Annotated in this window: 24 protein-coding genes; 18 read left to right on the top strand and 6 right to left on the bottom strand. The window is 59.6% G+C overall.

Features of this window, described 5'->3' with window-relative positions:
- Window positions 1-52: 52 nt before the first annotated feature.
- Window positions 53-1,747: a GspE/PulE family protein gene (locus tag JH25_RS11620; RefSeq protein ID WP_032878842.1), complete on the bottom strand. Its 1,695-nt coding sequence runs from the start codon at window positions 1,745-1,747 to the stop codon at window positions 53-55.
- 82 nt (window positions 1,748-1,829) lie between these two features.
- The gene (locus JH25_RS11615) at window positions 1,830-2,168 is read right to left on the bottom strand and encodes a hypothetical protein (RefSeq protein WP_032878844.1); all 339 of its coding nucleotides are present in this window, start codon (window positions 2,166-2,168) and stop codon (window positions 1,830-1,832) included.
- Window positions 2,169-2,295: 127 nt separating this feature from the next.
- Here JH25_RS11615 and JH25_RS11610 point away from each other — a divergent pair, with 127 nt between their 5' ends.
- Window positions 2,296-2,766: an Lrp/AsnC family transcriptional regulator gene (locus JH25_RS11610; RefSeq protein ID WP_005792372.1), complete on the top strand. Its 471-nt coding sequence runs from the start codon at window positions 2,296-2,298 to the stop codon at window positions 2,764-2,766.
- A 71-nt stretch (window positions 2,767-2,837) separates the two neighbouring features.
- On the opposite strand, the gene JH25_RS11605 is transcribed toward JH25_RS11610, so the two are convergent.
- Window positions 2,838-4,205 carry a CYTH domain-containing protein gene (locus tag JH25_RS11605; protein ID WP_032878845.1) on the bottom strand — a complete coding sequence of 456 codons (1,368 nt, stop codon included), beginning with the start codon at window positions 4,203-4,205 and terminating at the stop codon, window positions 2,838-2,840.
- Window positions 4,206-4,363: 158 nt separating this feature from the next.
- On the opposite strand from JH25_RS11605, the gene argE reads away from it, so the two are divergent.
- Window positions 4,364-5,512 carry an acetylornithine deacetylase gene (gene argE, locus JH25_RS11600; RefSeq protein ID WP_005792369.1) on the top strand — a complete coding sequence of 383 codons (1,149 nt, stop codon included), beginning with the start codon at window positions 4,364-4,366 and terminating at the stop codon, window positions 5,510-5,512.
- Between the two features lie 133 nt (window positions 5,513-5,645).
- The gene (argA, locus tag JH25_RS11595; RefSeq protein WP_005792368.1) at window positions 5,646-6,944 is read left to right on the top strand and encodes an amino-acid N-acetyltransferase; all 1,299 of its coding nucleotides are present in this window, start codon (window positions 5,646-5,648) and stop codon (window positions 6,942-6,944) included.
- A gap of 113 nt (window positions 6,945-7,057) precedes the next feature.
- Here the strand turns inward: argA and tauA are convergent, their stop codons facing one another.
- Complete coding sequence (tauA, locus tag JH25_RS11590; RefSeq protein WP_032878848.1) at window positions 7,058-8,044, bottom strand: taurine ABC transporter substrate-binding protein; 987 nt, start codon at window positions 8,042-8,044, stop codon at window positions 7,058-7,060.
- Window positions 8,045-8,414: 370 nt separating this feature from the next.
- On the opposite strand from tauA, the gene JH25_RS11585 reads away from it, so the two are divergent.
- The 8 genes from JH25_RS11585 (at window position 8,415) to JH25_RS11550 (ending at window position 15,651) form a co-directional block, all read left to right on the top strand.
- On the top strand, window positions 8,415-9,755 hold the full coding sequence (locus JH25_RS11585; RefSeq protein WP_032878849.1) for an OprD family porin: 1,341 nt from the start codon (window positions 8,415-8,417) through the stop codon (window positions 9,753-9,755).
- Window positions 9,756-10,028: 273 nt separating this feature from the next.
- Window positions 10,029-10,667: a peroxiredoxin gene (locus JH25_RS11580; RefSeq protein WP_003195267.1), complete on the top strand. Its 639-nt coding sequence runs from the start codon at window positions 10,029-10,031 to the stop codon at window positions 10,665-10,667.
- 318 nt (window positions 10,668-10,985) lie between these two features.
- Window positions 10,986-11,579 carry an NADPH-dependent FMN reductase gene (ssuE, locus tag JH25_RS11575; RefSeq protein ID WP_032878851.1) on the top strand — a complete coding sequence of 198 codons (594 nt, stop codon included), beginning with the start codon at window positions 10,986-10,988 and terminating at the stop codon, window positions 11,577-11,579.
- Between the two features lie 96 nt (window positions 11,580-11,675).
- Window positions 11,676-12,644, top strand: a complete 969-nt coding sequence (locus JH25_RS11570; protein ID WP_032878852.1) for a sulfonate ABC transporter substrate-binding protein — start codon at window positions 11,676-11,678, stop codon at window positions 12,642-12,644.
- 25 nt (window positions 12,645-12,669) lie between these two features.
- Window positions 12,670-13,818: an FMNH2-dependent alkanesulfonate monooxygenase gene (ssuD, locus tag JH25_RS11565; RefSeq protein WP_005792361.1), complete on the top strand. Its 1,149-nt coding sequence runs from the start codon at window positions 12,670-12,672 to the stop codon at window positions 13,816-13,818.
- 9 nt (window positions 13,819-13,827) lie between these two features.
- A complete protein-coding gene (ssuC, locus tag JH25_RS11560; protein WP_032878854.1) occupies window positions 13,828-14,613 on the top strand; it encodes an aliphatic sulfonate ABC transporter permease SsuC in 786 nt (261 codons plus the stop codon).
- Window positions 14,610-15,416 (top strand): aliphatic sulfonates ABC transporter ATP-binding protein, encoded by an 807-nt coding sequence (gene ssuB / locus JH25_RS11555; protein ID WP_005792359.1) that lies wholly within the window; start codon window positions 14,610-14,612, stop codon window positions 15,414-15,416. The genes ssuC and ssuB overlap by 4 nt, the downstream gene beginning before the upstream one ends.
- Window positions 15,417-15,435: 19 nt before the next feature.
- The gene (locus tag JH25_RS11550; protein WP_003176783.1) at window positions 15,436-15,651 is read left to right on the top strand and encodes a TOBE domain-containing protein; all 216 of its coding nucleotides are present in this window, start codon (window positions 15,436-15,438) and stop codon (window positions 15,649-15,651) included.
- A 124-nt stretch (window positions 15,652-15,775) separates the two neighbouring features.
- Here JH25_RS11550 and JH25_RS11545 read toward each other — a convergent pair whose 3' ends face one another.
- Both JH25_RS11545 and JH25_RS11540 read right to left on the bottom strand, forming a co-directional pair.
- Window positions 15,776-16,405 carry a TetR/AcrR family transcriptional regulator gene (locus JH25_RS11545; protein WP_032878856.1) on the bottom strand — a complete coding sequence of 210 codons (630 nt, stop codon included), beginning with the start codon at window positions 16,403-16,405 and terminating at the stop codon, window positions 15,776-15,778.
- Window positions 16,406-16,635: 230 nt separating this feature from the next.
- Entirely contained in the window at window positions 16,636-18,012 is a 1,377-nt protein-coding gene (locus JH25_RS11540) for a glutamine synthetase family protein (protein WP_003213894.1), read from the bottom strand.
- Between the two features lie 597 nt (window positions 18,013-18,609).
- Between JH25_RS11540 and JH25_RS11535 the strand changes: the two genes are divergently transcribed.
- From JH25_RS11535 to JH25_RS11505, 7 genes are all read left to right on the top strand, one after another.
- Window positions 18,610-19,968: a glutamine synthetase family protein gene (locus tag JH25_RS11535; protein ID WP_003195249.1), complete on the top strand. Its 1,359-nt coding sequence runs from the start codon at window positions 18,610-18,612 to the stop codon at window positions 19,966-19,968.
- Between the two features lie 58 nt (window positions 19,969-20,026).
- On the top strand, window positions 20,027-21,391 hold the full coding sequence (locus tag JH25_RS11530; RefSeq protein ID WP_032878858.1) for an aspartate aminotransferase family protein: 1,365 nt from the start codon (window positions 20,027-20,029) through the stop codon (window positions 21,389-21,391).
- Between the two features lie 149 nt (window positions 21,392-21,540).
- Complete coding sequence (locus JH25_RS11525; RefSeq protein ID WP_032803992.1) at window positions 21,541-22,635, top strand: polyamine ABC transporter substrate-binding protein; 1,095 nt, start codon at window positions 21,541-21,543, stop codon at window positions 22,633-22,635.
- A gap of 149 nt (window positions 22,636-22,784) precedes the next feature.
- Window positions 22,785-23,879, top strand: a complete 1,095-nt coding sequence (locus tag JH25_RS11520; protein ID WP_005792355.1) for a polyamine ABC transporter substrate-binding protein — start codon at window positions 22,785-22,787, stop codon at window positions 23,877-23,879.
- A gap of 65 nt (window positions 23,880-23,944) precedes the next feature.
- Window positions 23,945-25,087, top strand: coding sequence for an ABC transporter ATP-binding protein (locus JH25_RS11515; RefSeq protein ID WP_003195240.1), 1,143 nt, complete (start codon window positions 23,945-23,947; stop codon window positions 25,085-25,087).
- Complete coding sequence (locus tag JH25_RS11510; RefSeq protein ID WP_005792353.1) at window positions 25,084-26,004, top strand: ABC transporter permease subunit; 921 nt, start codon at window positions 25,084-25,086, stop codon at window positions 26,002-26,004. The genes JH25_RS11515 and JH25_RS11510 overlap by 4 nt, the downstream gene beginning before the upstream one ends.
- Window positions 26,001-26,885, top strand: a complete 885-nt coding sequence (locus JH25_RS11505; RefSeq protein WP_003195236.1) for an ABC transporter permease subunit — start codon at window positions 26,001-26,003, stop codon at window positions 26,883-26,885. The genes JH25_RS11510 and JH25_RS11505 overlap by 4 nt, the downstream gene beginning before the upstream one ends.
- The last annotated feature ends 59 nt before the right edge of the window (window positions 26,886-26,944 follow it).

The raw sequence follows: 26,944 nt of genomic DNA on the forward strand, positions 1-26,944 counted from the left end.
AGTGAACGACGTTGGGCCGATTGTAGCGGTCTGGTCACCGATAAGGACGGTTTCACGGCCCGACAAACAAAGGATTTGTTTCTGAATCCCCAGGCGTGACCCGTAATATTTCCGTCATCGTGGTCACGCCGGCGTTCACTTTATCGATGCCGGCCATGCGCAAGCTGTTCATGCCCTGCGCGAGCGCCTCACGGCGTAGCGCCTGTATGTCCGTACCGGGAGTCACCAGCGCCTTGAGCGCTGGGTCTAACGGCATGATTTCATACAGCCCGGCTCGGCCTCGATAACCGCTGTCACGGCATTCCACACAACCGACGGCCTCGTAGCAGCCTATGTTCTCCACACCCGTCACACGCTTGCAGTGGGTGCACAAAACCCTCACCAGACGCTGCGCCATGACGCCTATGAGTGTGGCCTTGATCAAATAATGAGCAATGCCAAGCTCCTGCAGTCGGCTGATGGCGCTGGGCGCATCGTTGGTATGCAGGGTCGAGAACACCAGGTGCCCGGTCAGTGCGGCCTGTATGGCCATCTCGGCGGTTTCCCGGTCACGGATTTCACCGATCATGATGATGTCCGGGTCCTGGCGCAGCAGGGCGCGGACGCCGCTGGCAAAGCTGAGGTCGATGTTGTGTTGGACCTGCATCTGATTGAACGCCGGCTCGACCATTTCAATCGGGTCTTCTACCGTGCACAGGTTGACCTCTCGGGTCGCCAGTTGCTTGAGGGTGGTGTAGAGGGTGCTGGTCTTGCCCGAGCCGGTCGGGCCTGTGACCAGGATGATGCCATTGGCTTGCCGAGTCATGGCGTGCCAGCGCTGCTGATCGGCGCTCGACAAGCCCAGCTGGTCGAAGTCCTTGAGCAGCACCTGAGGGTCAAAAATCCGCATCACCAGCTTTTCGCCAAACGCGGTCGGCAGGGTCGAAAGGCGCAATTCCACTTCCGCGCCTGCCGGGTTCCTGGTCTTGACGCGACCATCCTGGGGTTTGCGTTTCTCGGCCACATTCATTCGCCCAAGACTTTTCAAGCGGCTGACCACTGCGGTGGTGACCTGAGGCGGAAATTGATAGACGTCATGCAACAGCCCGTCGATGCGAAAACGCACCCGGCCCTGATCGCGACAGGGTTCGATATGAATATCGCTGGCCCGTTGGGCAAAGGCGTATTGCAACAGCCAGTCGACGATATTGACGATATGCGCGTCATTGGCATCGGGCTCCTTGTCGCTGGCGCCGAGGCTGAGCAGTTCGACGTTGCCGGGTATCGCCATTTTCTGATCGGCGCCGCTGACTGACTTGGCCAAGCGGTAAAACTCGTGGAGGCAGCGCTGGATATCGCGGGGGTTGGCCACCACGCGCTTGATGGTGCGTTTGAGCACTTGAGCGAGCCCGGCTTCCCAGGCGCTGATGTACGGCTGGGCGCTGGCGATCGTGACGCTTTGGGCATCCACGGCGACCGCAAGAATGCCGTGGCGCTGGGCGAAGGCATGGGACATCAACGGCACCACGCTCGCCACGTCGATCTTCAACGGGTCGATGCGCAGGTAAGGCTGACCTGCATGTTGTGCCAGCCATTGGGTCAGGGTCTCAAGACAAGGGCCTTGGGCTGCGATGCATTCCAGGGGATGTTGAGTGCAAGATGCTGCCTGAATGCTATGGGCCGCCTGTGCGGTAATCAGCCCTTGCTCGATCAATGCCGGCAATAATTGTTGCAGTTCCAAGGGTTGGTCGAGGGAGGCAGCGGTCATGCAGGTTTCCTGGGCGGTTTGGGGTGTAATCCCAGACTAGTCAGCCGCTGGAAATCCTCGTTCCCAGGTGTATTGCAGGTTTTTACCGCGCCGTCGCCGCCAGTGCCTGAGGCCGCTCGGCATCAGCCGGCCACAACTCCAGGTCGCAGACACTGATCAGGTTTCGAATCTTTTCACCGATGACTTGGGCACGGTGCCAGCTAAGGCCGTCGATCACGATATCGATATTCAGCAGGTCGGCGTCCCGGCTCATATTGACGTGGGCTGGCGTCAGGAACTGCAGCGCAAAGTAGTTCAGCACCCGGCACAGCACGTCGGGCTCAGCCTCGGCGACGATCCGATAGTGCGCCTGACAGTGGGCGCTGTTGACGGCCCACGCATCGACGCGGGTGACAGGGTGGGCGGTTTCGACGGCGTGCATACTGACTCTCCAAAATCGACTGGAGGAATTTTCACATTCGCCTAGGGAGATTTCTTATCTAAGATGAGCCTTATTGGCGCATTATCGAATCAATCAATTCAAAAAATACACTTTCATAGGTATTTCTATGCACAGCGAGTTGGACGTCTACGATCGCCGCATTCTGGCCCTGCTGCAAGAGGACGCCTCGCTCTCCAGCGCACAGATCGCCGAGCAGGTCGGCCTGTCGCAGTCTCCGTGCTGGCGACGCATTCAGCGGCTCAAGGAAGAGGGCGTGATCCGGGGCCAGGTCACCCTCTTGGACCGCAAGAAAATCGGGCTCAACACGCAGATTTTCGCCGAGATCAAACTCAACGCTCACGGCCGCTCCAACTTCACTGAGTTCACCGAAGCGATTCGCGGATTTGCGGAGGTGTTGGAGTGTTATGTGCTGATGGGGTCGGTGGATTTTCTGCTGCGCATCGTCACTTCGGACATCGAGGCGTATGAGCGGTTTTTCTTCGAGAAGTTATCGATGGTGCCGGGGATCCAGGAGGTCAACTCCATCGTGGCGTTGTCGGAGATCAAGTCCACTACCAGCCTGCCAGTATTGCGCTGACAGGGCGGGCCTCATCGGGAGCAAGCCCCCTCCCACACGATGTGGGAGGGGGCTTGCTCCCGATGGCGATTTTACAGGCGCAGGAGGGTCTTCCAGGCCCGGTTCTGATACACCGCAATCGCCTGGTGCATACGCGCATCCAGCGATTCATCGGTGATCGGCTGGTTAGCCAGTTGCGCAAGCTTGTTCAGCTCGCCATACAAACGGTCCAGTTCCGCAATGTCTACTACATGGCGCGCATGGTGCAGCCAGGCCTGGATGCGTTCGATGCGCGGCAGTTGCTCGGCCAGGTCTTCGGGCTGTTGCTGGTAGCGCGGCAGTTGCAGGGCGACGGCGTCGTCGGCCAGCAGGCGTGGCAGCCAGTTGGTGATTTGCGCAGCGCCCTGGCGGTTGCCGCGCACGTTACGCTCAGCGGTCCAGGTGCGAGCCAGCAGCCAGCGCGAGGTATTCAGTGAGAACAGGCCCCAGCGTACATCTTGCAATTCTTCGATGAACTGCTCCGGCGCGGCTTTGCGAATGTCTTCATCGTCGTCACCGGCCTGGACCAGCGGGCGCCAGTCTTCCAGCAGTGCATCCAGGGCGCTGCGCAGTTCGCTGGTGGATTGGCGCGGCGCGGCCTGGCCGAGGCTGCCGATCAGCGCGCGCAACTCACCCAGGTTCTCGACCCAGTCCTGCAGCAAGCGCCAGTGGCCGTTGAAACGGTATTGCTCGGCCAGGCGCTGGCTGCTGCCCAACAGGTGCCACATGATTGCGGCGAAAGCATCATCCAAAGGCATTTCGGCGTGGATCTGCGGTGCCGGCAGGCTCAATGAGTAGCTGCTCGCGTCATACAGGCGGTAGCCGCGCTCGGCTTTGCTGATGTCACAGGGCATCAGCGCCAGGGTCGTAGCCAGTTCGGCGGCCAGCTCCAGCAGGGCGGCGGGTTCGCCTTCGCGCAATTCCAGTTCCAGCTCGCAGATTTCTTCCTTCTGCTTGCCAACCACCACATGGCCCAGGTCCAGGGCGGCTTCGATCACCACCTTGGCCTTGCCACGGCCCCAGGCGATTTCGGCGCGTTCACGCACGAAGTCGGTGGTGAAGATCGGCTTGAGGGTCTTTTTGTCCAACTCGGCCAGTTGCTCGGGCCAGCACTCGCCGTCGAGTTTCTTCACATCGAGCTTGGCTTTGGGCAGGTCCCAGTTGTACTCGTTGCGTTCCGACAAGCCAGCGACGCTTTGGCCACGGGTCTTGAGGGTCTGAATGATGTCGTCACCGTCCTTGCGCAGGCGCAGGGCGACCTTGGCCTGCGCCAGGTCGCGCTCGGGGGTGTCGAAGTACTGATTCATCAACTCACGGCGTTCCCAGCCACTTTTGTTGCGTTTTTTCAGTAGCGGGTGCTCACGTAGCGCGGCGAGTGTTTCGCGGCTGACGCGGAGCTTGATTTCGGTTTCTTTCTGCATGGCCGGAAAATCCAGGATCGGGAGCGCAGCCGGGGAAAAGTGTGGCTGCCAAGGTCGTGCAGTGTACAGGACTGAGCCCGGCAACGTGCCGCAACGGTTTATTGTGTTGGGCAGATGCCTCTATAGTGAGGTTCATCCGGGAAGTTGGGAGACCGCGCATGCCGTTACCGTCCATGAAAGAGCAGTTCGCCGCCTTGATCGCCGCGCCGTCGGTGAGTTGCACCCAAGCGTCTCTCGACCAGACCAACCGCCCGGTGATCGATCTGCTCGCCGCGTGGCTGGGCGACCTGGGTTTCGCTATCGACATCCAGCAAGTCAGCCCTGGCAAGTTCAACCTGCTCGCCAGTTTCGGCAGCGGCCCCGGTGGCTTGGTGTTGGCGGGCCATAGCGATACGGTTCCTTATGATGCGGCACTGTGGAAGACCGATCCGCTCAAGCTGACGGAAGTCGATGGTCGTTGGGTGGGGCTGGGCAGTTGCGACATGAAAGGATTTTTTGCCCTGGCCATTGAAGCGGTGTTGCCGTTGCTCGACCAGCCGTTCAAGCAGCCGCTGCTGATCCTCGCCACCTGTGACGAGGAAAGCTCCATGTCCGGCGCGCGTGCGCTGGCCGAGGCGGGGAGGCCGCTGGGACGGGCGGCGGTGATCGGTGAGCCAACTGGGCTCAAGCCGATCCGCCTGCACAAAGGCGTGATGATGGAACGTATCGACATCCTTGGCCGCAGCGGCCACTCGTCGGACCCAAGCCTGGGCCACAGCGCCCTCGAAGCCATGCACGATGCCATCGGCGAACTGCGCGGCCTGCGCCTGGCCTGGCAGCGCGAATACCGCAACGCGCAATTCAGCGTGCCGCAGCCGACCATGAATTTCGGCTGTATCCACGGCGGCGACAACCCTAATCGCATCTGCGGCCAGTGCTCCCTGGAGTTCGACCTGCGACCCTTGCCGGGCATGGACCCTGAAGTGCTGCGTGCGGCGATCCGGCAGAAGCTCGAACCCTTGGCCGAGCGTCATAAGGTCAAGATCGACTACGCGCCGCTATTCCCCGAAGTGCCGCCTTTCGAGCAGCCCGAAGACACCGAGTTGGTGCGGGTGGCGGAACGTTTGACCGGTCATCGTGCCGAAGCAGTAGCGTTCGGCACCGAAGCGCCTTATCTTCAGCGCCTTGGTTGTGAAACCCTGGTGCTTGGCCCCGGCGACATCGCCTGCGCCCACCAGCCGGGCGAGTACCTCGAAATGTCACGCTTGACGCCTACAGTGCGTCTATTGCGGGAACTGATCGAACATTACTGCCTGAAACCTGCATAAATTAACCCTTGCCCATTCGTACATAAGGAGAGCGAGCGTGTCGCCAAGCCTGTTCCGACGATAACCATCAGCCCGCTGTGCGTTTTTGCGACTCATCCTTTTTCGGCTGCTTTTTATTACAGGCCCAGGTGTTATGCCCGAATACGTTAATTGGCTTCGTCACGCTTCGCCCTATATCAACGCCCACCGCGACTGCACCTTTGTGGTCATGCTGCCTGGCGACGGTGTGGAACATCCCAACTTCGGCAATATCGTCCACGACCTGGTGCTGCTCCACAGCCTGGGTGTGCGGCTGGTGCTGGTGCACGGTTCGCGTCCGCAGATTGAAACCCGCCTTGAAGCACGCGGCCTGACCCCGGCTTACCACGAAGGCTTGCGCATCACCGATGCGGCGACGCTGGAGTGCGTGATCGACGCTGTCGGCCATCTGCGTATCGCCATCGAAGCGCGCCTGTCCATGGACATGGCCTCGTCGCCCATGCAGGGCTCGCGCCTGCGCGTGGCCAGCGGCAACCTGGTGACGGCGCGCCCGATTGGCGTGCTTGAGGGCGTTGACTATCACCACACCGGCGAAGTCCGCCGGGTCGACCGCAAAGGCATCAACCGCCTGCTGGACGAGCGCTCTATCGTGCTGTTGTCGCCGTTGGGCTACTCGCCTACCGGTGAAATCTTCAACCTGGCCTGCGAAGATGTCGCCACCCGTGCCGCCATCGACCTGGGTGCCGACAAATTGCTGCTGTTCGGTGCCGATCCCGGCCTGATCGATGAGAACGGCCGTCTGGTACGTGAATTGCGCCCGCAGCAAGTGCCTGCGCACCTGCAACGCCTGGGCAGCAACTATCAGGCCGAGCTGCTCGATGCCGCTGCCGAAGCCTGTCGGGGTGGAGTAGGGCGCAGCCATATCGTCAGCTACGCCGAAGACGGCGCCTTGCTCACCGAGCTGTTTACCCGCGACGGCGGCGGTACGCTGGTGGCCCAGGAGCAATTCGAACTGGTGCGCGAAGCGGCGATTGAAGACGTCGGCGGTTTGCTGGACCTGATCAGCCCGCTGGAAGAGCAGGGCATTCTGGTGCGTCGTTCGCGGGAAGTGCTGGAGCGGGAAATCGAACAGTTCAGCGTGGTCGAGCGCGAAGGAATGATCATCGCGTGCGCAGCGCTGTATCAGATTGCGGATTCGGATGCGGGCGAGCTGGCGTGCCTGGCGGTGAACCCGGAGTACCGCCACGGCGCACGCGGCGATGTGTTGCTCGAACGCATCCAGACCCGTGCACGTGCGCAGGGGTTGAAGACCTTGTTCGTGCTCACCACGCGCACGGCCCACTGGTTCCGTGAGCGCGGTTTTGTGCCGAGCAGCGTGGACCGCCTGCCGTCGGCGCGTGCGTCGCTGTACAACTATCAGCGCAACTCCAAGATCTTTGAAAAGGCCCTGTAAAAGAGTACGGCTCTGTGTGGGAGCTGGCTTGCCTGCGATAGCAGCGCCTCGGTTTATCTGAACGACCGAGATGCTGGCATCGCAGGCAAGCCAGCTCCCACCGAAGACTGTATTTATTGTGTGATGAATTTGTCGGTCACATAGGCCGAATAGTCCGGCAACACCGTCTCCACCTTGCCTTGCTCCTTCAAGAACTTCGCCGTCTCCCCAATCGCCTTCGCCGTGCCGCCCTTGAGCAGCGCTTCGGTCTGTTGTGCCTGCGCATCGGGAAACGTCGTGCCCGCCAGCAACTCTGGAATATCGTCGGCATTGGAGCCTGTCAATTTGGCGATCTTCTGCACCGGTTCCGAATCCACCGTCCAACTGTCTTTATGCGCGGCATAGTCGGCGAATGAATCGAGGGTGACCTTGGCAAACCTGGCCACTACCTCAGGATGTTTTTCGGCGAAATCCTTGCGTGCTACCCACACTTCAAACGTCGGTGCGCCCCATTGGTCCACCTGCGCCGCATCGGTCAGGGTTTTGCCGGTCTTGCGGATTTCGCCCAGGGCCGGTGACCACACGAATGCGCCGTCGATATCGCCGCGCTTCCAGGCGGCGGCGATTTCGGCCGGTTGCAGGTTCACCACTTTGACTTGTTTAGTGTCCAGCCCCCAATGCTTCAGGGCGCCGAGCAGGCTGTAATGGGAGGTTGAGACGAAGGGTGTGGCGATGGTTTTGCCGATCAGGTCTTCGGGTTTGTCGATGCCACTGCCATTACGCACTACCAGGGCTTCAGAAGCGTTGATCTGTGCCGATACGATAAACGCGACGATGGGTAGATTGCGCGAAGCGGCTGCGGCGAGGGGGCTGGAACCGAGGTTGCCGATTTGTACATCACCCGAGGCAATGGCCGTGACCACCTCCGGGCCACTGTTGAACCGGCGCCAGGCGATTTTCTCACCAATGGTTTTTTCGTAGAGGCCGTCAGCCTGGGGGACTTTGCTGGGATCGATGCCGGTCTGGTAGCCGACCGTCAAATCGGCCGCGCTGACACCAAAAGAAAGTAATACCGATACAAAAACTGTAACAAATTGACGGGAGGATGTGCGTTTGGCCATGATGGCGTCGCCTTTTTGATCGTGAGTGACGTATGCAACCGTACGGTCACACTAATCGATCTAAAAAAGCACTGGTAAATACCCTTTAGGAATTAGCTTATGGAGCGGTTCGTGTCACTCGACCCACCCGCTTCACGCATCCGCTTATTCCCGAATCGTATGAAAAAGAATGAAACAATTCTTTTTGGGTGTATGAAAAACTCATTACCCTGCAGGGACCAAATCAACTGCGATTAGACGAAGGTAGTAGACACACAAGGTTACGATTGACTTGCTAGTCACTATCTGGCGCTAATCGCGCATCTGTGGATCCAGGGCGTCAGACCCGGGGCCAAAGAAATACAAAAATTAGAAACGAGAGGAGCGGTACATGAAGAAGTCCACCTTGGCTGTGGCTGTAGCTTTGGGCGCAATCGCCCAGCAAGCAGGCGCCGCCGGTTTCATCGAAGACAGCAAGGCCACACTGGGCCTGCGTAACTTCTACATCAACACCGACAACCGTGAAGGTGCTGGTGCGAACAAGAACGAAGAGTGGGGCCAAGGCTTCGATCTGCGTTTCATCTCCGGTTACACCCAAGGCACCGTCGGCTTCGGTCTTGACGCTATCGGCCTGCTGGGTGTTCGCCTGGATTCCGGCGGCGGCACCAACGGCGCGACCGCCAGCTCGTATGGCGGCACCATCTTCCCGAGCAAGTCCAATGGCGAAGCCGTTGATAACTACTCCAGCCTGGGCCTGACCGCCAAAGCGAAGATCTCCCAGACCGAACTGAAGCTGGGTACCTTGCAACCCAAGCTGCCGGTCATCGTCACCAACGATGGTCGTATGCTGCCGCAGACCTTCCAGGGTGGCCAGATCACCTCCAGCGACATCAAGGACCTGACCCTGGTTGCCGGCCAGATCGAAAAAGCCAAGGGCCGTAACTCCAGCAACAACGAAAGCCTGTCCATCTCCGGCGCCAACAGCCGTGGCGTGAACTGGCGTTCGAGCAACAAGTTCTACTACGCCGGTGGTGACTACAAGATCACCAAGGACCTGACCGCCCAGTACTACTACGGCAACCTGGAAGATTTCTACAAGCAACACTTCCTGGGCCTGACCCACAACTGGGCTATCGGCCCTGGCGTGCTGAAGTCTGATCTGCGTTACTTCAACAGCTCCGACGACGGTAACAACGGCAACCAGTCTGCCTACTTCTCCACAGGCAACTACGGTGGCGTCAACTCCGGTCGTGGCAAAGTCGACAACAACCTGTACAGCGGCCTGTTCCTGTACTCGGTTGCCGGCCACACCTTCGGTGGCGGTTACCAGGTCAGCAACGGCAGCAGCGACTTCCCTTGGTTGAACCAGGGTGACGGCTCGTCGGCTTACATCACCACCGACATGCAGATCCAGAAGTTCGCCCGTGCCGGCGAGCGCACTTGGCAAGCTCGCTACTCCTACGACTTCGCCAAGGTGGGCGTACCTGGCCTGACCGCTGGTGTGGTTTACCTGAAGGGTGATCATATCGACACCGTTGCCAGCAACCGTGCCGAGTTCACCGGCCAGTCCGAGTGGGAACGTGACATCACTGTTGCCTACGTCGTACCGGAAGGTCCGCTGAAAAACGTCGGCGTGGCGTGGAAAAACGCTATGTGGCGCAGCGACATCGCCAACGCACGTAACCAGGACGAAAACCGCCTGATCGTCAGCTACTCGATCCCGCTGTTGTAAGACTGTAAAGCCTTGCCCGGCGCAATGCCGGGCAAGGTGTACTGCTTTCAAGTCGGGCTCAACCCCCGCAAGCCCTTCCTGAAACCCTCTTTACTACAGCGACTCAAGGCCTTCTCGAACCTTGAAAACAATGTTGATCTTCGCCTGTGCCCAAGTCCAATGAACACATTTTTAATATTCCTTTATCGTCTAGATAAATCGATATTTATTCTTTTTAAATAAATCCAAATCCATGCACAGTGGGCTCCATAAGCACTCATCAGGAGCCACACCATGAGCCTAAGACTGGGCGACATCGCCCCCGACTTCGAACAGGATTCCAGCGCCGGCAAGATTCGCTTCCACGAATGGCTGGGCGACAGCTGGGGTGTGTTGTTTTCCCACCCGGCAGACTTCACCCCGGTGTGCACCACCGAGCTGGGCTTCACCGCCAAGCTCAAGGACGAATTCGCAAAACGTGGCGTCAAGGCCATCGCCCTGTCGGTAGACCCGGTGGACTCGCATCACAAGTGGATTGAAGACATCAATGAGACCCAGAACACCGTGGTCAACTTCCCGATCCTGGCCGACGCCGACCGCAAGGTCTCGGACCTCTACGACCTGATCCACCCCAACGCCAGTGACACCCTCACCGTGCGCTCTTTGTTCGTGATCGACCCGAACAAGAAGATCCGCCTGACTATCACCTACCCGGCCAGTACCGGGCGCAACTTCCATGAAATCCTGCGGGTGATCGACTCGCTGCAACTGACCGACAACCACAAGGTCGCCACGCCGGCCAACTGGCAGGATGGGGATGAGGTGGTGATCGTGCCGTCGCTCAAGGACGAGGAAGAGATCAAGAAGCGCTTTCCCAAGGGCTATCGCGCGGTGAAGCCGTACCTGCGGCTTACCCCACAACCCAATCGTTAAGGCGGATATCGCCATCGCAGGCAAGCCCGGCTCCCACAGTTGACCGCATTCCCCTGTGGGAGCCGGGCTTGCCCGCGATGGCGGCCTCATGAACAGCAAAGGCATCAAGTTGCAAACCGTCTCACACAGCAGGGGTTTTCAGGCCGTTTTCACGGCCTTTTTTTTCGCCTGGCGATTGATAAACGGCTTATGTATTTATGGAATAAACAAATGAATAAATAAGATTTATAGATATATAAATCTGCTGATAAGGTCTATCCCATCTTGGCGCCATCGCCGCACAGCGAACCGCCGACACTTGCTCAAGGAATCTCCTGCATGCTGGTCGTAACACTTGGAGGCAGTCCCAGCCAGCGTTCGCGCTCCGGGGTGTTGCTGGATAAAACCCGTCAATGGCTGCAACAGCAGGGCGTGGAAGTGGTGAGTTACCAGATACGTGACTTCCCGGCTGAAGACTTGCTGCACGCACGGTTCGACAGCCCCAAGGTCATCGACCTGTTGCAACAGGTGGCCAATGCCGACGGCCTGGTGATCGCCACGCCGGTGTACAAGGCATCGTTCTCCGGTGCGCTGAAAACCGTGCTGGACCTGCTGCCCGAACGTGCCTTGGCCCATAAGGTGGTATTGCCGATGGCTACCGGCGGCAGCATCGCCCACATGCTGGCGGTGGACTACGCCCTGAAGCCGGTGCTGTCGGCTCTCAAGGCCCAGGAATTGCTCCACGGCATTTTCGCCGAAGACAGCCAGATCGCCTATGGCGAAGGCAGCGTCCAGGCGCAACTGGTGCCGGTACTTGAACGACGCTTGCACGAAGCCCTGGAGCAGCTCTACAGCGCCATGGCCCGGCGCCCCAAGCCGCTGGACCCCGATGTGTTGAATGAACGCTTGTTGAGTGCTCGCTGGAGCATCTGAGCCTTACCCCCGAATCGAGAAACACTCACCTTACTCAGCCGCCAACGGCCAAGCAGGTGCAGCCAAAACCCTAATCGCAACTGTGGAGAGAGCGCCATGCGCACTGTCATCTTGCGTCGTGGTCTGGTCGCACTGTTTGCTGCGGCTGTGTCCTTCGGCGCCATTGTTCAAGCCCAAGCCGCCGAGACCCTGCGGATCGGTTATCAGAAGTACGGCACCCTGGTGCTGCTCAAGGCCAAGGGCACGCTGGAAAAACGCCTGGCCGCCCAAGGCGTGCAGGTGCAGTGGACCGAGTTTCCCGGCGGCCCGCAGTTGCTTGAGGGCCTGAATGTCGGCTCCATCGACTTTGGCGTCACCGGTGAAACGCCACCGGTGTTTGCTCAGGCGGCCGGCGCCGACTTGCTTTACGTCGCCTACGAACCGCCTGCGCCTACCAGTGAAGCGATCCTGGTGCCCAAAGACTCACCGATCAAATCGGTCGCCGAGCTCAAAGGCAAAAAGGTTGTGCTCAACAAAGGCTCCAACGTGCATTACCTGCTGGTGCGAGCCCTGGAAGATGCCGGCCTCAACTACACCGACGTGAAAACCGTATTCCTGCCACCTGCCGATGCCCGTGCCGCCTTCGAGCGCGGCAGTGTGGATGCCTGGGTGATCTGGGACCCGTACCAGGCCGCCGCCGAGAAACAACTGCAAGCCCGTACCCTGCGTGACGGCACCGGCATTGCCGACAACCATCAGTTCTACCTGGCCACCAAACCCTACGCCGAGCAACACCCTGAAGTGATCAGGGCGCTGGTGGAAGAAGTGCGCGCGGTGGGCGAGTGGTCCAAGGCCAACCCGCAGGAAGTCACCGAACAAGTCGCACCGCTGCTGGGCCTGCCCGCCGACATCACCCTGACCTCGGTGAAACGCCAGGGCTACGGTGCGCTGTTCCTGACCCCGGAAGTGGTCGCGGCCCAGCAGAAAATCGCCGACAGCTTCTACCAGCTCAAACTGATCCCCAAGCCCTTGAGCATCAAGGACGTGATCTGGACGCCACCCGCCGCGGTTGCCAAAGCGCCGTAATCCGATTCCTTCAGGAGACAACTCCATGAGCCTCAATATTTTCTGGTTCCTGCCTACCCACGGCGACGGCCATTACCTTGGCACCGCCGAAGGCGCCCGCGCCGTCGATCACGGTTATTTGCAACAAGTGGCCCAGGCCGCTGACCGCCTGGGTTTCGGCGGGGTGTTGATCCCTACCGGTCGCTCCTGCGAAGACTCGTGGCTGGTGGCTGCCTCGCTGATTCCAGTGACCCAGCGTTTGAAATTCCTGGTTGCTCTGCGCCCCGGGATCATTTCCCCGACGGTGGCCGCACGCCAGGCCGCCACCCTGGACCGGTTGTCCGGTGGTCGTGCGTTATTCAACCTGGTGACTGGCGGTGACCCGGAAGAGTTGGCTGGCGATGGCTTGTTCCTCAGCCACGAAGAACGCTATCAGGCATCGGTGGAGTTCACGCGCATCTGGCGCCGCGTGCTCGAAGGCGAAACCGTGGACTACGACGGCGAGCACATCAGCGTCAAAGGCGCCAAGCTGCTCTACCCACCGGTCCAGCAACCGCGCCCGCCGCTGTACTTCGGCGGTTCCTCCGAAGCGGCCCAGGACCTGGCGGCCGAGCAGGTGGAAATGGTCCTGACCTGGGGCGAGCCGCCGGCTGCTGTCGCGGAAAAAATCGCCCAGGTTCGCGCCAAGGCCGAGAAACTCGGGCGTACCCTGCGCTTCGGCATTCGCCTGCATGTGATTGTGCGCGAGACCAACGAAGAGGCCTGGAAAGCCGCCGACAAACTCATCTCCCATCTGGACGACGACACCATTGCCCGCGCCCAGGCGTCGCTGGCGCGTTTCGATTCGGTCGGTCAGCAACGCATGGCCGCTTTGCATGGCGGCAGCCGTGACAACCTGGAGGTCAGCCCCAACCTGTGGGCCGGCGTCGGCCTGGTGCGTGGCGGGGCAGGCACGGCGCTGGTCGGCGATGGCCCAACGGTTGCGGCGCGGGTCAAGGAATACGCGGACCTGGGTATCGACACCTTTATCTTCTCCGGTTATCCACACCTGGAAGAGTCGTATCGGGTCGCCGAACTGTTGTTTCCGCATCTGGATATCGAACGTCCCGAGTTGCCGAAAAGCGCCGGTTACGTCAGCCCGTTTGGCGAGATGGTCGCCAACGACATCCTTCCCAAAGCTGCGTCACAGAGTTGAGGCGCCGTTATGGACTTTGAAAAATTCAGCCATCGCGTGGCGCCCTGGGTGCTGCCGATCTTGTTGCTGGCGGTGTGGCAGTTGTCGGTGTCGGCGGGGTGGTTGTCGACGCGCATTTTGCCGGCGCCCAGTGCGGTGATCGAAGCCGGAGTCAACCTGGTGGTCAGCGGCGAAATCTGGACACACCTGGCCATCAGTGGCTGGCGTGCTGGCCTGGGCTTTGTGATCGGCGGCAGCATTGGTTTGGCCCTGGGCTTTATCACCGGGTTGTCGAAGTGGGGCGAGCGCTTGCTGGACAGCTCTGTGCAGATGATTCGTAACGTGCCGCACCTGGCGCTGATTCCACTGGTGATCCTGTGGTTCGGCATTGACGAGACCGCGAAGATTTTCCTGGTGGCACTCGGCACGTTGTTCCCGATCTACCTGAACACCTATCACGGTATCCGCAACGTCGACCCGGCGCTGGTGGAAATGTCGCGCAGCTATGGCCTGTCGGGGTTCAGCCTGTTCTGGCAAGTCATCCTGCCTGGCGCGCTGCCGTCGATCCTGGTGGGCGTGCGCTTTGCCCTGGGCTTTATGTGGCTGACGCTGATCGTGGCGGAAACCATCTCGGCCAGTTCCGGCATCGGTTACCTGGCGATGAATGCCCGTGAGTTCCTGCAAACCGATGTGGTGGTGCTGGCCATCGTGATGTACGCGATCCTCGGCAAACTCGCCGACCTGGCGGCGCGTGGCCTGGAACGGGTATGGCTGCGCTGGCACCCGGCGTATCAAGTCAAAGGAGGTGCGGCATGACAGCTCAACAACCCCCGCGCCTGCTCAAGGGCATTCCCCTGGCGGTGCGCAAGTTGCGCAAATCCTTCGGCACTCGCGAAGTGCTCAAGGACATCGACCTGCATATTCCGGCCGGTCAATTCGTGGCCGTGGTAGGTCGCAGCGGCTGCGGCAAGAGTACCTTGTTGCGCTTGCTGGCGGGGCTGGACAAGGCCAGTGGCGGCGAGCTGCTGGCCGGCTCCGCGCCGCTGCACGAGGCGATTGAAGACACACGATTGATGTTCCAGGAAGCGCGTTTGCTGCCGTGGAAAAAGATCATCGACAACGTCGGCCTCGGCCTTACGGGCAACTGGCGCCCCAGGGCGCTGGAGGCCCTGGAAGCGGTGGGCCTGGCCGAGCGCGCCAATGAATGGCCGGCGGCCTTGTCCGGTGGCCAGAAGCAGCGTGTGGCATTGGCGCGCGCGTTGATTCACCAACCGCGCCTGTTGCTGCTCGATGAGCCGCTGGGCGCACTGGACGCCCTGACCCGCATCGAGATGCAGCAACTGATCGAGAACCTCTGGCGCAAGCACGGTTTCACTGTGTTGCTGGTGACCCACGATGTCAGCGAAGCCGTGGCGATTGCCGACCGGGTGATTCTGATCGAAGACGGCGAAATCGGTCTCGACCTCGCCGTCGACCTGCCACGCCCACGGGCCCGTGGTTCACACCGCCTGGCCGCGTTGGAGGCCGAGGTGCTCAACCGCGTGCTGTCGCTGCCCGGTTCACCGCCGGAACCCGAACCTGTTTCACCGCTGCCGACGCAATTGCGTTGGGCTCAATAACCCACACAGGAAAAACATCATGACTATTAAAGCCATCAACGTGCGTAACCAGTTCAAAGGCACCATCAAGGAAATCGTGGTCGGTGACGTGCTGTCGGAAATCGACGTACAGACTGCGTCCGGCATCGTTACTTCGGTGATCACTACGCGTTCGGTCAAAGAGCTGGAGCTGGTGATTGGCAGTGAAGTGATTGCCTTTGTGAAATCCACTGAGGTGTCGATTGCCAAGTTGTGATTGCTTGAGATCGCTATCGGGGGCAAGCCCCCTCCCACACTAGACCGCGTTTATTCAGGAACAATAAGGTCAAAATGTGGGAGGGGGCTTGCCCCCGATAGGGCCGGCCCAGCCAACACAAGGCTTACCGCTTGGGCAGATACGCCGGCAAATAAAGCCCCACATAGGCATCAAACACGCGCATCCCTTCTTGCGCCATACGCGGCGTGATCAGCCCATGCTGATGCACTGAGCGCGCATACACGCGGTCGCTCAACTCCAGCGCCAGGGCAAATACATCCACATCCTTGGGCAAGCTCGGCACTTCGAAATGGCGGTTGAACACTTCCAGCATCAAGTCCCCCAATTCCAGATCATGCTGACGATCGGCCTGGGTCACCTCAGTCAACCCGTGCTGTGCCAGGATCAACTGACGTGCTGCAGCGTCTTGGTCGTAAACGTTGAGCATGCGCTGTTCAACGATGTAGGACAGGTCGCGCCAATGCTTGAGTGAGTCATGTTCGATGGGCGCCTGGATGGCGGCGCGGAAGGCGGCGTGTACCTGGGCGGTCAACGCCTCCAGCAAAGCCGGCACGCTGGCGAAGAAGTGATACACCGACGACGGTGGAATCTGCGCCCGGTCGGCCACGCTGTAGATCGACAAACTCGCCACGCCTTCGGTGGCCAGCAAGGTGCGGGCGGCGTCGAGGATCGCGTCGATCCGCGCCTGGCTGCGGGCGCGGGGTTTGCGAGGGGCGGCGGGGCGGGTGGTCATGGAAGTCTCCTACAAGGCAGCGGGCATTGTATGAGCAGGGAGGTGTGTTGTCTTCCAGACCGCCATCGGGAGCAAGCCCCCTCCCACAGTTGACCCCATTCCAAATCTGGAACTCGGTCAGTGTGTGAGGGGGCTTGCTCCCGATGAGACCAATTCGGTCTCCCGGAATAAGCCCATAAAAAAACGCCACAGACCCTAAGCCTGTGGCGCTTCTTCAATGCCGCAACCGCTTACACGGTATGCAGGTACCAGTTGTACTCAAGGTCGGAGATGGAGTGTTCAAACTCTTCCAGCTCACTTTCCTTACAGGCAACAAAGATATCGATGTATTTAGGATCGATGTACTTGGCCATCACCTCGCTGTCGTCCAACTCGCGCAGGGCATCGCGCAGGTTGTTCGGCAGGCTTTGCTCGTTCTGCTCGTAGCTGTTGCCTTCCACCGGAGCGCCCGGTTCGATCTTGTTGGTCAGACCGTGGTGTACACCCGCCAGGACCGAAGCCATCAGCAGATAAGGGTTGGCATCGGCACCGGCCACGCGGTGTTCGATACGCACGGCATCGGAAGAGCCGGTGGGTACGCGAATCGCTACGGTGCGGTTGTCCAGGCCCCAGCACGGCGAGTTCGGCACATAGAACTGTGCGCCGAAACGACGGTAGGAGTTGACGTTGGGGCACAGGAACGCCATTTGGGCGGGCAGGGTCTCCAGCACACCGCCGATCGCGTGACGCAATGCGGCGTTCTGCTCGGGATCCTCGCTGGCAAAGATGTTCTTGCCGTCCTTGTCCAGAATGGAGATGTGTACGTGCAACCCGTTGCCTGCCTGCCCTGGGTAAGGCTTGGCCATGAAGGTGGTGTCCATCTCATGGTCGTAGGCGATGTTCTTGATCAGGCGCTTGAGCAGTACTGCGTAGTCGCAGGCCTTGATCGGGTCGGCCACGTGGTGCAGGTTCACTTCGAACTGCGCCGGGGCACTTTCCTTGACGATGGCATCGGCCGGAATGCCTTGCTCCTTGGCACCTTCCAGAATGTCCTGGAGGCAGTCGACGTATTCGTCGAGGTCGTCGATCAGGTAGACCTGTGTCGAGTGCGGGCGTTTGCCGGAGATCGGCGAGCGGGGCGGTTGTGGGCGGCCGTTCACGTTCTCCTGGTCGATCAGGTAGAACTCAAGCTCGAAGGCGGCGCAGATGGTCAGACCGAGGTCGTCAAACTTGCTTACAACTTGGCGGAGCACTTCGCGCGGGTCGGCGAAGAAAGGTTCACCTTCAAGTTCGTGCATGGTCATCAGCAATTGCGCGGTAGGGCGCTTTTGCCAGGGTTCATTGCACAGGGTGTCGGGGATTGGATAACAGATTCGGTCAGCATCACCGATGTCCAGGCCCAGGCCGGTGCTTTCCACCGTCGAGCCATTGATATCCAGGGCAAATAAAGAGGCAGGCAGGTTAATGCCCTTCTCGTAAACCTTGTGGAGGCTGGTGCGTTCGATGCGCTTGCCGCGCACCACACCATTCATATCCGCAATTAGAAGGTCTACGTACAGAACCTCAGGATGATCCTTAAGGAACGCGTTCGCTTCGTTAAGCTGAACGGCACGCGGGGGTACCGACATGATGCAACACCTTTGTTGTTAAAAATATCAATCATTGATCTTTTCTGGTTTCAGTCAACCCGAACGGCTTGCCGAAGTCAAGCGAGGCATTTTTTGCCCTAAAAAAGCGCCATGAAGCCTTTTTTGGGGCTTTTTGGGGCGGTTTTTTGGGTTTAAAGGTCTTTGGACCTGCAGGCTTGAGCGGGCCGTGTTGTATTTTTTACGGGGGTGTTGTGTAAAAAAATGAACAAGGCTAAGCTCGATTCAAACCCATAACAGCAATAATACCGGGGTGCTTCATGTTTCACCTGCCGCCATTCGGCGTCTCTGCGTGCTTGCGCCACACATTGTGCGCAGTCCGTTCGTCCCGCGTGAATGCTCACGCACCGGCCAATATTCTTGACGGCCCGTCCGACCTCCTCTTTACCAACGCCTGCGCCACCCACCCGCCCATATTCGCCGTGCCGATCATGATTCTGCACAACTTTGGCGTGAGGAATGCAACCCTTGGGCAAATGGCAGGTAAGCTCCTACCCTGAATGAACAAACGACGCGGATGCTGCGTCAACCAACGCCTGGCTTTTAACGGATGCCAGGAAACCCAGCCCAGAGGCATTTATGAGTAACAACCTCGACCAGCTCACCGATTGGTTGAAAGACCACAAGATCACAGAAGTCGAATGCATGATTGGCGACCTCACCGGTATTACCCGGGGCAAGATCTCGCCGACCAACAAGTTCATCGCCGAAAAAGGCATGCGCCTGCCCGAAAGCGTTCTGTTGCAGACCGTGACCGGCGACTATGTCGAAGACGACATCTATTACGAATTGCTCGACCCGGCCGACATCGACATGATCTGCCGCCCCGACCAGAACGCGGTATTCCTGGTGCCCTGGGCCATCGAGCCCACTGCTCAGGTGATCCACGACACCTACGACAAGCAAGGCAACCCGATCGAGCTGTCGCCGCGCAACGTGCTCAAGAAAGTCCTCAAACTCTACTCCGACCGCGGCTGGCAGCCCATCGTGGCGCCGGAGATGGAGTTCTACCTGACCAAGCGTTGCGAAGACCCGGACTTTCCGCTGCAACCGCCGATTGGCCGTTCCGGGCGCCCGGAGACTGGCCGCCAGTCTTTCTCTATAGAAGCGGCCAACGAATTCGACCCGCTGTTCGAAGACGTCTACGACTGGTGCGAACTGCAGGAGCTGGACCTCGACACCCTGATCCACGAAGACGGCACCGCGCAGATGGAAATCAACTTCCGTCACGGCGATGCCCTGTCCCTGGCCGACCAGATCCTGGTGTTCAAGCGCACCATGCGTGAAGCCGCGCTCAAGCACGACGTGGCTGCCACCTTTATGGCCAAGCCGATGACCGGCGAGCCCGGCAGCGCGATGCACCTGCACCAGAGCATCATCGACATCGCCACCGGCAAGAACGTCTTCTCCAATGAAGACGGGACCATGAGCCAGCTGTTTCTCAACCACATTGGTGGCCTGCAGAAGTTCATCCCTGAATTGCTGCCGCTGTTCGCCCCGAACGTGAACTCGTTCCGCCGCTTCCTGCCCGACACCTCGGCGCCGGTGAACGTGGAGTGGGGCGAAGAGAACCGCACCGTCGGCCTGCGCGTTCCAGATGCCGGCCCACAGAACCGCCGCGTGGAGAACCGCCTGCCGGGCGCCGATGCCAACCCCTACCTGGCGATTGCCGCCAGCCTGCTGTGCGGCTACATCGGCATGGTCGAAGGCCACAACCCGAGCGCGCCAGTAGTCGGCCGTGGTTACGAGCGCCGCAATCTGCGTCTGCCGTTGACCATCGAAGATGCCCTTGAGCGTATGGAAAACAGCAAGACCATCGAGAAATACCTGGGGCAAAAGTTCATCACAGGCTACGTCGCGGTCAAGCGGGCCGAGCATGAAAACTTCAAGCGCGTGATCAGTTCGTGGGAGCGGGAATTCCTGCTCTTCGCCGTCTGATGCGCCGGGCGCGTCCTTCAAACGGCGCGCCCTTCACTGAAAAGTCTAGGAGATTGGTATGTCCAGCAACAACCCGCAAACCCGTGAATGGCAAGCCTTGAGCAATGATCACCACCTGGCGCCGTTCAGCGATTTCAAGCAATTGAAAGAGAAAGGCCCAAGGATCATCACCAAAGCCCACGGTGTTTACCTGTGGGACAGCGAAGGCAACAAGATCCTCGACGGCATGGCCGGCCTGTGGTGCGTGGCGATCGGCTATGGTCGCGACGAACTGGCTGACGCCGCCGCCAAACAGATGAAAGAGCTGCCGTACTACAACCTGTTCTTCCAGACCGCACACCCGCCGGTGCTTGAACTGGCCAAAGTCATTTCCGAAGTCGCGCCCGCCGGCATGAACCATGTGTTCTTCACCGGCTCCGGCTCCGAAGGCAACGACACCATGTTGCGCATGGTCCGCCACTACTGGGCGATCAAGGGCCAGCCGAACAAGAAAACCATCATTGCCCGCAAGAACGGCTACCACGGTTCCACCGTGGCCGGCGCCAGCCTGGGTGGCATGACTTATATGCATGAGCAGGGCGACCTGCCTATCCCGGGCATCACCCACATCGCTCAACCCTACTGGTTTGGCGAAGGCGGCGACATGAGCCCTGAAGAATTCGGGATCTGGGCCGCCAACCAGCTGGAAGAGAAGATTCTGGAGTTGGGCGTGGACAACGTCGGCGCCTTTATCGCCGAGCCGATCCAGGGAGCTGGTGGTGTGATCGTGCCACCCGCCACCTACTGGCCGCGCATCAAGGAAATTCTCGCCAAGTACGACATCCTGTTTGTCGCCGACGAAGTGATCTGCGGTTTCGGCCGTACCGGTGAGTGGTTCGGTAGCGATTTCTACGACCTCAAGCCACACATGATGACCATCGCCAAGGGCCTGACCTCAGGCTACGTGCCCATGGGCGGCCTGATCGTGCGCGACGAAGTGGTGGCGGTGCTCAACGAAGGGGGCGATTTCAACCACGGTTTTACCTACTCCGGCCACCCGGTCGCAGCGGCCGTGGCCCTGGAAAACATCCGTATCCTGCGCGATGAAAAAATCGTCAGCCGTGTACACGACGAAACGGCACCGTATTTGCAGAAACGTCTGAGGGAACTGGCTGACCACCCGCTGGTGGGCGAAGTGCGCGGCGTGGGTATGCTCGGTGCGATCGAGCTGGTGCAGGACAAGGTCACGCGCAAGCGTCATGAAGGCAAGGGCGCCGGCATGATCTGCCGAACCTTCTGCTTCGAGAATGGCCTGATCATGCGCGCCGTGGGCGACACCATGATCATTTCACCGCCGCTGGTGATCAGCCAGGCAGAAATCGACGAGCTGGTGACCAAGGCCCGTCATTGCCTGGACCTGACGTTGGCGGCATTGCAGGGCTGAGTAGATAAATGCGGGGGCCGGTTGAAAGCGGGCCCCTGAACTTGCCAGACTGTCGTCCTGTTTTGTTGCCCTTTGGCTGGGCCCGAAACATAAACAATGTGCGGCCCAAAAAAGAAAAATCGGAGCATCACCCAATGAAGGCATTAGGTTTGAAAAACGCTGGCAAGACCCTCCTCGCCTTGTCCCTGATGGGCGCAATGGCGGGCGCGGCCCAGGCAGACAATAAAGTGCTGCACGTGTACAACTGGTCTGACTACATTGCACCGGACACCATCGCCAACTTTGAAAAAGAGTCGGGCATCAAGGTGGTGTACGACGTGTTCGACAGCAACGAGACCCTGGAAGCCAAGTTGCTGGCAGGCAAGTCCGGCTACGACATCGTCGTGCCGTCGAACAACTTCCTGGCCAAGCAGATCAAGGCCGGCGTGTATCAGGAGCTGGACACGTCCAAGCTGCCTAACTACAGCAACCTGAACAAATCCCTGCTCAAGGCCGTGTCGGTCAGCGACCCGGACAACAAGCACGCGTTCCCGTACATGTGGGGTTCGATCGGCATCGGTTACAACCCGGAGAAGGTCAAGGCCGCGCTGGGCGTGGACAAGATCGATTCGTGGGATGTGCTGATGAAGCCGGAAAACATCGCCAAGCTGAAAAGCTGCGGCGTGAGCTTCCTCGACTCGCCAACCGAAATGCTGCCAATCGCGCTGCATTACCTGGGCCTGCCGACCGACAGCCAGAAGAAAGCCGATCTCAAGCAGGCTGAAGACCTGTTCTTGAAGATCCGTCCTTCGATCGGTTACTTCCACTCGTCCAAGTACATTTCCGACCTCGCCAACGGCAACATCTGCGTGGCCGTGGGTTACTCGGGTGACATCCAGCAGGCCAAGTCCCGTGCGGCTGAAGCCGGTGGCAAAGTCAAAGTCGCCTACGACATTCCGAAAGAAGGCGCCGGCAGCTTCTTCGACATGGTCGCTATCCCCAAGGATGCCGAAAACGTCGAGGCCGCCTACACCTTCATGAACTACCTGCTCAAGCCGGAAGTGATGGCGAGCATCACCAACAGCGTGCGCTTCCCGAACGGTAACGAGAAGGCCACCGCACTGGTAGACAAAGACATCACCAGCGACCCGGGCATCTACCCGTCGGCGGACGTGCAGGCCAAGCTCTACGCGATTGCCGACTTGCCGGCCGCGACCCAGCGTGAAATGACCCGTAGCTGGACCAAGATCAAGTCGGGCAAGTAAGCCCTGGCAGCTGTGGGAGGGGGGTAAGCCCCTCTCCCACAAATTAGATCAAAGAAAGTTTTGCCGGATCGGTTTATCGAGGGTAAGTTGCGCGCCGGTTTTGTTGCCGGGCAACAACTTTGGGCCCAACTATTTAAGAGGACCTCCACTTGCCAATTTCTTTATTTCGCAAAGCCTTGCTGGTGGGTGCAGGTATCACGCTGGCTGTCAGCGTGCAGGCCGCATCGACGGTGCATGTTTATAACTGGTCGGACTACATCGGCCCCGACACCCTGGCCAACTTTGAAAAGGCCACCGGCATCAAGCCCGTGTATGACGTGTTTGATTCCAACGAAACCCTGGAAGGCAAGTTGCTCGCCGGGCGTACCGGCTATGACGTGGTCGTGCCGTCCAACCATTTCCTCGGCAAGCAGATCAAGGCCGGGGCGTTCCAGAAGCTCGACAAGTCACTGCTGACAAACTACGCCAACCTCGACCCGGCCCTGCTCAAGCGCCTGGAAAAGAACGACCCGGGCAACCAGTACGCGGTGCCGTACCTGTGGGGCACCAATGGCATTGGCTACAACGTCGATAAGGTCAAGGAAGTGCTGGGCGTCGACCATATCGATTCCTGGGCGGTGTTGTTCGAACCGGAAAACATGAAGAAGCTCGCCACCTGCGGTGTGTCGTTCATGGATTCGGCCGATGAAATGCTGCCGGCAGTGCTCAACTACATGGGCCTGGACCCTAACAGCACCAACCCGGCCGACTACAAGAAGGCCGAAGAGAAGCTGCTCAAAGTGCGGCCCTACGTGACTTACTTCCACTCCTCCAAATACATCTCGGACCTGGCCAACGGCAACATCTGCGTGGCTGCCGGTTTCTCCGGTGATGTGTTCCAGGCCAAGGCCCGCGCGGCCGAGGCGGGCAAGGGCGTGAACATCGCCTACGCAATTCCCAAGGAAGGCGGCAACCTCTGGTTTGACGTACTGGCGATCCCCAAGGATGCGAGCAACGTTAAAGAGGCTCATGCCTTCATCAACTATTTGCTGCAACCTGAGGTGATCGCCCAGGTCAGTGATTACGTCGGTTACGCCAACCCTAACCCCGGGGCGGACAAGCTGATGGAACAATCGATACGCACCGACGCAGCGGTTTACCCACCGCAGGCGGTTCTCGAGCGGACATTCGTCAACTTCGAGCTACCCCCGAAAGTGCAGCGTTTAATGACCCGTAGCTGGACCAAGGTCAAGACGGGCAAGTAAGGCTCAAACTATCCAAGGCTGGCCCGTATTGGGCGAGCTGCACTCTTTTTTTGGGAGTTTCGTAAATGGCAGTTGCCTCCGGCGCCTATAAGAAAGCCCTCGAGGGCGACCAGACACCGAAAAAGGTGCTGGTCAAAATCGACCGGGTCACGAAGAAGTTCGACGAGACGATTGCGGTGGACGATGTGTCCCTGGAAATCAAGAAAGGCGAGATTTTCGCCTTGCTCGGCGGTTCGGGTTCGGGCAAGTCCACCTTGCTGCGTATGCTCGCAGGTTTCGAGCGCCCAACCGAAGGCCGTATCTACCTGGACGGCGTGGACATTACCGACATGCCGCCCTACGAGCGGCCGATCAACATGATGTTCCAGTCCTATGCGCTGTTCCCGCACATGACCGTGGCGCAGAACATCGCGTTCGGCCTGCAGCAGGACAAGATCCCCAAGGCCGAAGTCGACGCCCGCGTGGCCGAGATGCTCAAGCTGGTGCAGATGAGCCAATACGCCAAGCGCAAGCCGCACCAGCTGTCCGGCGGCCAGCGCCAGCGTGTAGCCCTGGCCCGTTCCCTGGCCAAGCGCCCCAAACTCTTGCTGCTCGATGAGCCAATGGGCGCCCTGGACAAGAAGCTGCGCTCGCAGATGCAGCTTGAGCTTGTAGAGATCATCGAGCGCGTCGGCGTGACGTGCGTGATGGTGACCCACGACCAGGAAGAGGCCATGACCATGGCCGAGCGTATTGCGATCATGCACCTGGGCTGGATCGCCCAGATCGGCAGCCCGATCGACATCTACGAAACCCCAACCAGCCGCCTGGTGTGCGAGTTCATCGGCAACGTGAACATCTTCGACACCCAGGTGGTGGACGACGCCGAAGGCCATGCGGTGCTCAAGTGCCCGGACCTGGATCGCGACATCTACGTGGGCTACGGCATCGCTACTTCGGTGGAAGACAAGTCGGTGACCTACGCGATTCGCCCGGAAAAACTGCTGGTCACCACCGAAATGCCAACCTGCGAGCACAACTGGTCCAGCGGCAAGGTGCACGATATCGCCTACCTGGGCGGTCACTCGGTGTTCTATGTGGAGCTGCCGAGTGGCAAGCTGGTGCAGTCCTTCGTCGCCAACGCCGAACGCCGTGGCCAGCGCCCAACCTGGGGTGATCAGGTTTACGTGTGGTGGGAAGACGACAGCGGCGTGGTACTTCGCTCATGAACATGAAGAAATTCAAGCGGCGCTTGGATCGCATAATCCCCAATGGCAAGCAGGTGGTCATCGGGATTCCATTCCTCTGGCTGTTTCTGTTTTTCGCACTGCCGTTTTTCATCGTATTGAAAATCAGCTTTGCCGAAGCCGATGTGGCGATCCCGCCCTATACCGAGATCTACACCTACGTTGAGCAAAAGCTGCAAGTGGTGCTGAACCTGGCCAACTACAGCCTGTTGGCGGGCGACGAGTTGTACATCGCCGCCTACCTGGGCTCGTTGAAGATGGCGTTCTTCAGCACGCTGCTGTGCCTGCTGATCGGCTACCCGATGGCCTACGCCATCGCCACGGCGCGCAAAGAGATGCAGACCGTGCTGGTGCTGCTGATCATGATGCCGACCTGGACCGCGATCCTGATCCGCGTGTATGCGTGGATGGGCATCCTCAGCAACAACGGTTTGCTCAACGGCTTCCTGATGTCCATGGGGCTGATCAGTGAACCGTTGCAGATCCTCAACACCAACATCGCGGTGTATATCGGCGTGGTCTACTCGTACCTGCCGTTCATGATCCTGCCGCTGTACGCAAATCTGGTCAAACACGACCAGAGCCTGCTCGAAGCTGCCTCCGACCTCGGTTCGAGCACCTTCAACAGCTTCTGGAAAATCACCGTGCCGCTGTCCAAGAACGGCATCATCGCCGGCTGCATGTTGGTGTTTATCCCAGTGGTGGGCGAGTTCGTGATCCCGGAACTGCTCGGCGGCCCGGAAACCCTGATGATCGGTAAAGTGTTGTGGCAGGAATTCTTCAACAACCGTGACTGGCCGGTGGCTTCTGCCTTGGCCGTGGTGATGCTGGCGATCCTGATCGTGCCGATCATTCTGTTCAACCGCAGCCAGGCCAAAGAGCTGGAGGGCAAGATATGAAGCGCTTTCGTTTCTCCAGCTTCATGCTGGTCGCAGGCTTGTTGTTTATCTACCTGCCGATGTTGATCCTGGTGATCTACTCGTTCAACGAATCCAAGCTGGTGACGGTGTGGGGCGGTTGGTCGATCAAGTGGTACGTGGGCCTGCTGGACAACACCCAGTTGATGGGCTCGGTGGCCCGTTCCCTGGAAATCGCCTGCTACACGGCGGTGGCCGCGGTGGCGCTGGGCACGTTGGCGGCATTTGTGCTCACGCGTATCAGCCAGTTCAAGGGCCGTACGCTGTTCGGCGGCCTGGTGACGGCGCCGTTGGTCATGCCTGAAGTGATCACCGGCCTGTCGCTGTTGCTGCTGTTCGTGGCCATGGCGCAGATGATCGGCTGGCCCCAGGAACGTGGCATCGTCACCATCTGGATCGCCCACACGACGTTCTGTGCGGCGTATGTGGCGGTGGTGGTGTCGGCGCGCTTGCGTGAGCTGGATTTGTCGATCGAAGAAGCCGCGATGGATTTGGGCGCGCGGCCGTGGAAGGTGTTCTTCCTGATCACCATCCCGATGATCGCGCCGTCGCTGGCGGCGGGCGGCATGATGTCGTTTGCGCTGTCCCTGGATGACCTGGTACTGGCCAGCTTTGTATCGGGCCCGGGTTCCACCACCTTGCCGATGGAAGTGTTCTCGGCGGTGCGCCTTGGGGTTAAACCCGAGATCAACGCGGTGGCGAGTCTGATCCTGTTGGCGGTGTCGTTGGTGACCTTCCTGGTGTGGTTCTTCAGCCGTCGGGCCGAAGAGCATCGCAAGAAGGCCATCCAGCAAGCCATCGAAGAAGCTGCAGCGGATGGCTGGCAACAACCGGACAAGCGCCGCGCTCCAGCCCCGGTTTAACTGCCGGAACTGGGCCAAAAATGTGGGAGGGGGCTTGCCCCCGATAGCGGTGTATCAGT

It is taken from the genome of Pseudomonas sp. BRG-100 (assembly GCF_000737955.1).
Classification (GTDB): Bacteria; Pseudomonadota; Gammaproteobacteria; order Pseudomonadales; family Pseudomonadaceae; genus Aquipseudomonas; species Aquipseudomonas synxantha_A.